Raw genomic sequence first — 4775 nt, 5'->3', positions numbered from 1 at the left:
CCCATCCAAGCCAGCGAAGAGGGCCAGGTGATCCGGCCCTTTTTCTGCTGGATCTCGGCAGCCTCACCCGATGCCGCTTCTCGTCCAACGGCGAGATGTTTGGCCGTCTCGATCTAGGAATGGCCGTGCATGGAAGCGTGGCGCAGGCGTGTTGCTGCCTGCACGGCAACTTCAATCCGATTGCGACCGAGCTGCTTGGCCTCGTACAACGCCGCGTCAGCCGCCGCGATCAGCGCCGCAGGATCGACGGCCGGGATCAATGGAGTCTGGGCCAGTCCGCCACTCACTGTGATGATGCCCTGTGGGTTCGCGGCATGCGGCACCTTCCATCCTGCCACGGCCTCGCGGATGCGGTCGGCGACAACCTCGGCGCTCACAGCCTCAGTGTCGGGCAGGATCACGGCGAACTCCTCGCCGCCGATCCGGCAGGCGATGTCATGGCTCGGATCGGTCGCAGCCTCGATCGAGCGGGCAATCAGTTTCAGCGCCTCGTCGCCGCTCTGGTGCCCGTAGCGGTCGTTGAAGCCCTTGAAGTGGTCGGCATCGAGCAGGATCAATGACAGGGGCTGGCGCGTGCGCACGGACCGCCGCCATTCGCGTGCCAGAGCCTCATCGAACCTCCGCCGATTGGACAGTCCGGTCAGGGCATCCGTGGTTGCGAGCGTCTCCAGTTCGGTATTGAGGGCGGCTGTGACCTGCTCGGCCCGCAGCCTGTGGCTGAGTTCGCGGCCAAACAACCAGGTCAGCACCACGGTCGTTGCGCAGAGAATGAGGACTACCAAGCCGAGACTGAGCGTCTGCCGGTACCAGTCAGCGTAGACGTCGGATGGGGGGACGGCCGCGCTGAGCTGCAGAGGGTAGTTGCCGACATGGGTGAACACGAAATGCCGGTCGCCGTCCCCGACCATGGCTGGACCGATGAAACTGCCGCTCCTGACCTTCAGGATCTCCTGGAAGCTCGGTGTCCGCGCCACGCTGGTGCCGAGAAGATGCGGGTCGAACGGCTCGCGCATCGCGACCGTGCCGCCCGGCCCGTACAGGGTGACGGTCCCGGCATGATCGGCACCGGCGGCGGCGAAGAGGCCGCGGAAGTAGTCGAGGAAAATCGCCCCTGCGACGACGCCCGCGAAGGAGCCATCCGGGTTGGAGACCCGCCGGCTGAGCATGATGACCCACTGCCCACTCAGGCGCGAGATCGAGGGTGGGCTGACGCGCAGCTCGTCATCATCGTGGGTGGCAAAGTATTGAAAATACTCGCGATCCGCGCTGTTGAACGCCGGTGGGTACACGGACTGCGAAGTTGTGATCGCATTGCCCGCCTGATCCAGCACCAGGATCGTGCCGAACCCGAGTGCCGTCGCAGCCCGGTCGAACAGGATCATGTGGCGCAACTCGGGGTTGAGCTGCGCGACGTCAGAGCGCTTCATGCCGTCGACAACTGCCCGCAGGGAGAGATCATACAGCTCGATGTTGCGGGCGATATCGCGACCGAGCACCTGCACCAAGCTACGGGAGGTGATCTCCGCCCGACGCGCCGCGTCCAGGCGCATCTGCCAGAGCATGAAAGCCGAGACCGCACATAAACCGGCGACGGCGAGTAAGTTGAAGGCGCTCAGCCACGCCGCGGAATGCATCCAGTGGGAGCTTCTCTTCAGGACAGTACGCATAGGCGTGAAACATTCTCGGGCGAGCCGATCTGTCTATTAGAGCGTGGACTTGTTCAAAGGCTTACTAATCCTCTCTCCTAGAACGCGAGCTGCCGATGAGGTAAACATTCACTATCTTGGTGAGGGCCCAAGCCTGTGCATTGCCGGGAGGCACTTCCGCTTGGGCCGATCGGCTGCTGGGGCAAACACTGTGCTACTCGGCGTCTTCCTCTGGTTGGCGGCGGCAGAGCCTCCTGAGGCTCGCGAACCATGCGCCTCCGCAACGGTCGACGTCGGTAAGGCCGCGAGCAACCAAGAGCGTGCGTTGCGCGCATACGCTCTGTGCCTTGGTCGGGGCGATTCATCCACTTGCGCGGCAGAAGGGGATGAGGTCCGCCGAGCTGCAGACGGGCTGAGAGCGGTGTCTGACCGGCAGGAGCGGTATTGCCCAACGGGGCACCACCTGGCCCCTCGCTGACCATCTTCAAGGATCAGGGTATGGTCCCCGAAACAGGTCGCCCGTCGCCCGCCGGAACATAGTGAGCCAGCGCCCGCGCTGATGCTCTCGCTCTCTAGCGACCAAACAGGTGAAAACAGCTGGCGCTCATCGCAGTCCTAAACGGTTTGAGCCGCTCCATAGCGCCAGGAGCGGCAGTGTTACGGTTTGGTGCCAGACCCAAGCGCCCATCAGCACGGGCCACAGCGTAGCGGGAGGCGCGACATCGAGCGTCAGTGTGCGATCCCATCCCGTCTCTTCACTCGATGCCCTAGCCTCCACGACCGGTGGGCGTTCATGCTTGAGCAGCACGTCGTTGAAAGCCTCGGCCATCAGGCTCGGCAGCGGCATCCTGAGATCCTGCGCTAGCCGGTTCAGCTCCGACCAGCCGGCACGGTTCAATTGAAGCCTTGCGCTGCCCGGCTCCGATGCAGGCTCCTCGGGTCCGGCGCTGAGATACTCCGAGTTCGTATCAAGCACGCGTCCCCGGCTCAGTTCGGTGGCTGAGACGCCAACAATGGCCTGTGACATGGAGCCTGCCTGCGAGAGGCTCATGAGAGAGGGGCGAGCTGGCTTTGCCATAGGAACGAACCTCAGGCGTGGCGCGGGAAGGTGCGGGCAAGCTCGGAGGCCGTCTGCCACAGCGCGGCAATCTCGGCTGTTGCGCGACCCTGTGGGTCGTACTCATCGACGGACTGGCCGGAGATGAGGGCATGAGACAGGCTTGCTCGCTGGGAGACCTGGCCCGGCAGAACAGGCACCCCCATGCTGGTCAGGACGGCGCGGGTTTCCGCCACGGCGTTCGTCTGTCGCTCGCCACGCATGAGCGGCGGTGCGGCATTGATAATGCAGGCCATGGGCGCCTTGAGGCTGCGGGCCATGGCAAGCGTCGCGCTCACAGCATCGAGGTCGAAGGGGCCCGGCCGCACCGGGATCAGGGTTAGGGTGGCCCGGCTCATGAGGGCGGAGATCAGCGAGGAGTTGTGGGGTGGGCTGTCGATTACGGCCCAAGCCACGCCTGTGCACCTTGCTCTGTTAAGAACGTCTGGCAGGGCATGAGCGCTGGCGCGAGTGAGGTGGGGTGTTTCGGCCGCACGTCGTCCGCGCCAGAAGGAGAGCGAGCCCTGCGGGTCGGTGTCGATGAGAAGCGTCTTGCCCTCGCGGTCGGCCAGGGTGCTCAGGTGCGCGGCAAGCGTGCTCTTGCCGGCTCCGCCCTTCTGAGCTGCGATTAGGATCACGTGCACGGCCGTTCCCCCTGTAGGGCAATGCTGACAGCCGCCCCACTCGCTAAGGAGGATGATGTATAGTTAATGAGCTCTTAAGGCGCGTCGATATGCAGTATGCCTGCAAGGATTGCTCTAGATGAGGAAAATAAACACTATTCTTCCGAGGTATGGCGGCAAGTGACACAACCGAAGACAAGCTTCCTTTTGCATCGCAGTCCGCCCGAGCAGCTCGTTGCCTCGGCTACGAGCCAATGCCTACACTTGGAAACTCCTACGCATACGGCCCACGGAACAAGTCCCCCAGCGCCTTCCTCCGAAACAACGTGAGCCATCGCCGTCGCCGGTGTTCGGGCCGATCGTGGAGCAGGTGACAGCGCTGGCAGAAGGCCGCGAGGTTGCGCTCGGCATTGTTGCTGGTGTCATGGTCGCGGTGGGCTGCGGCCAGCACCACGCGCGTCGTGCGCACCTGGCCGAGCACATCATCCGCGCCGACGGCCACACAGACGATCCGTCCACGTCCATCGCGCCAGGAGGCAGCCTCGGCGTCCCACCAGCGGCCGTCGCCGAGGTGGAACACGGCGCTGGCCGTGCGGGCGTGCGCAGACCTCACACCGGCCGCCAGCCCGACGGAAGCGGATCACGGCCGAGAGCTGAGGCCAGTCGATGGGATAGAAGAAGCGATGCTCGCGCCGGATCGGCATCGCACTCACCCCTGACCGCGCTGGCTGCTCGCCCGCGCTCGCGGAAAGTAGCTGTAGAAGGTGTAGCGCGAGATCCCGAGGCGCCGGGCAATCTCCGCCACCGAGATGGTGCCGGCCACCAGCAGTGCGCGCCCAGCCTCGATATCAGCCTCGGACAGCTTCCTGGGCCGGCCGCCCTTGCGGCCGCGGGCCAGGGCCGCCTTCAGGCCCTCCAGTGTGCGCTCGCGGTTGAGGTCGAGGAAGTACTCGGCCATGGCCCCGTGCATCTGCAGGGCGAAGCGGCCGTGGGCAGTGTCGCTGTCGAACTGCTCGGTCAGGCTGCGGAAGTGGACCTTCTCCCGGCGCAGGGCGTCGATGGTGCGCATCATCTCGACGAGGGAGCGGCCGAGGCGATCGAGCTTCCACACGACCAGCACGTCGTCGGGACGCAGGTAGGCCAGCGCCGCCTCGAACTGCGGACGCTTGGTGCCGGCCTTGCCGGACTTCTTCTCCTCGAAGATTTTTTGGCAGCCGGCCTTTGTCAGCGCATCGCGCTGGAGGTCGAGGTTCTGGTCCTGGGTGGAGACACGGGCGTAGCCGACGAGCATGTCAGGATAGTGGCTCAGCTACGTTTTCCTGTCAGTAGTTTTCCAGTCACGGTTTCCTGACACAAACGGGGCTGTTTGGGAGGGCTCGCGAGACGCTCCTCGCCGATGACAGGAAAACG

Annotated in this window: 4 protein-coding genes and 1 pseudogene; all 5 read right to left on the bottom strand. The window is 64.6% G+C overall.

Annotated elements, in window-relative coordinates; translation table 11 throughout:
* Positions 1-113: 113 nt before the first annotated feature.
* Positions 114-1634, bottom strand: coding sequence for a sensor domain-containing diguanylate cyclase (locus WDW90_RS34980; RefSeq protein ID WP_336492331.1), 1521 nt, complete (start codon positions 1632-1634; stop codon positions 114-116).
* Between the two features lie 616 nt (positions 1635-2250).
* A complete protein-coding gene (locus WDW90_RS34975) occupies positions 2251-2673 on the bottom strand; it encodes a hypothetical protein (RefSeq protein WP_336492330.1) in 423 nt (140 codons plus the stop codon).
* Between the two features lie 62 nt (positions 2674-2735).
* A complete protein-coding gene (locus WDW90_RS34970; RefSeq protein ID WP_336492329.1) occupies positions 2736-3386 on the bottom strand; it encodes a nucleotide-binding protein in 651 nt (216 codons plus the stop codon).
* A gap of 253 nt (positions 3387-3639) precedes the next feature.
* Positions 3640-4069 (bottom strand): annotated as a pseudogene (locus WDW90_RS34965) (hypothetical protein).
* 5 nt (positions 4070-4074) lie between these two features.
* A complete protein-coding gene (locus tag WDW90_RS34960; RefSeq protein ID WP_336492327.1) occupies positions 4075-4656 on the bottom strand; it encodes a recombinase family protein in 582 nt (193 codons plus the stop codon).
* Positions 4657-4775 lie beyond the last annotated feature (119 nt).

The organism is Methylobacterium nigriterrae, assembly GCF_037106235.1.
Taxonomy (GTDB): domain Bacteria; phylum Pseudomonadota; class Alphaproteobacteria; order Rhizobiales; family Beijerinckiaceae; genus Methylobacterium; species Methylobacterium nigriterrae.
Note: the sequence above shows the minus strand (reverse complement) of the source record. Positions and strands in the feature narration are given on the sequence as shown.

Bases quoted from the DNA above. Each gene is read 5' to 3' on its own strand.
- WDW90_RS34980 (WP_336492331.1), bottom strand. From the start codon at position 1,634: ATGCATTCCGCGGCGTGGCTGAGCGCCTTCAACTTACTCGCCGTCGCC.
- WDW90_RS34975 (WP_336492330.1), bottom strand. From the start codon at position 2,673: ATGTCACAGGCCATTGTTGGCGTCTCAGCCACCGAACTGAGCCGGGGA.
- WDW90_RS34960 (WP_336492327.1), bottom strand. From the start codon at position 4,656: ATGCTCGTCGGCTACGCCCGTGTCTCCACCCAGGACCAGAACCTCGAC.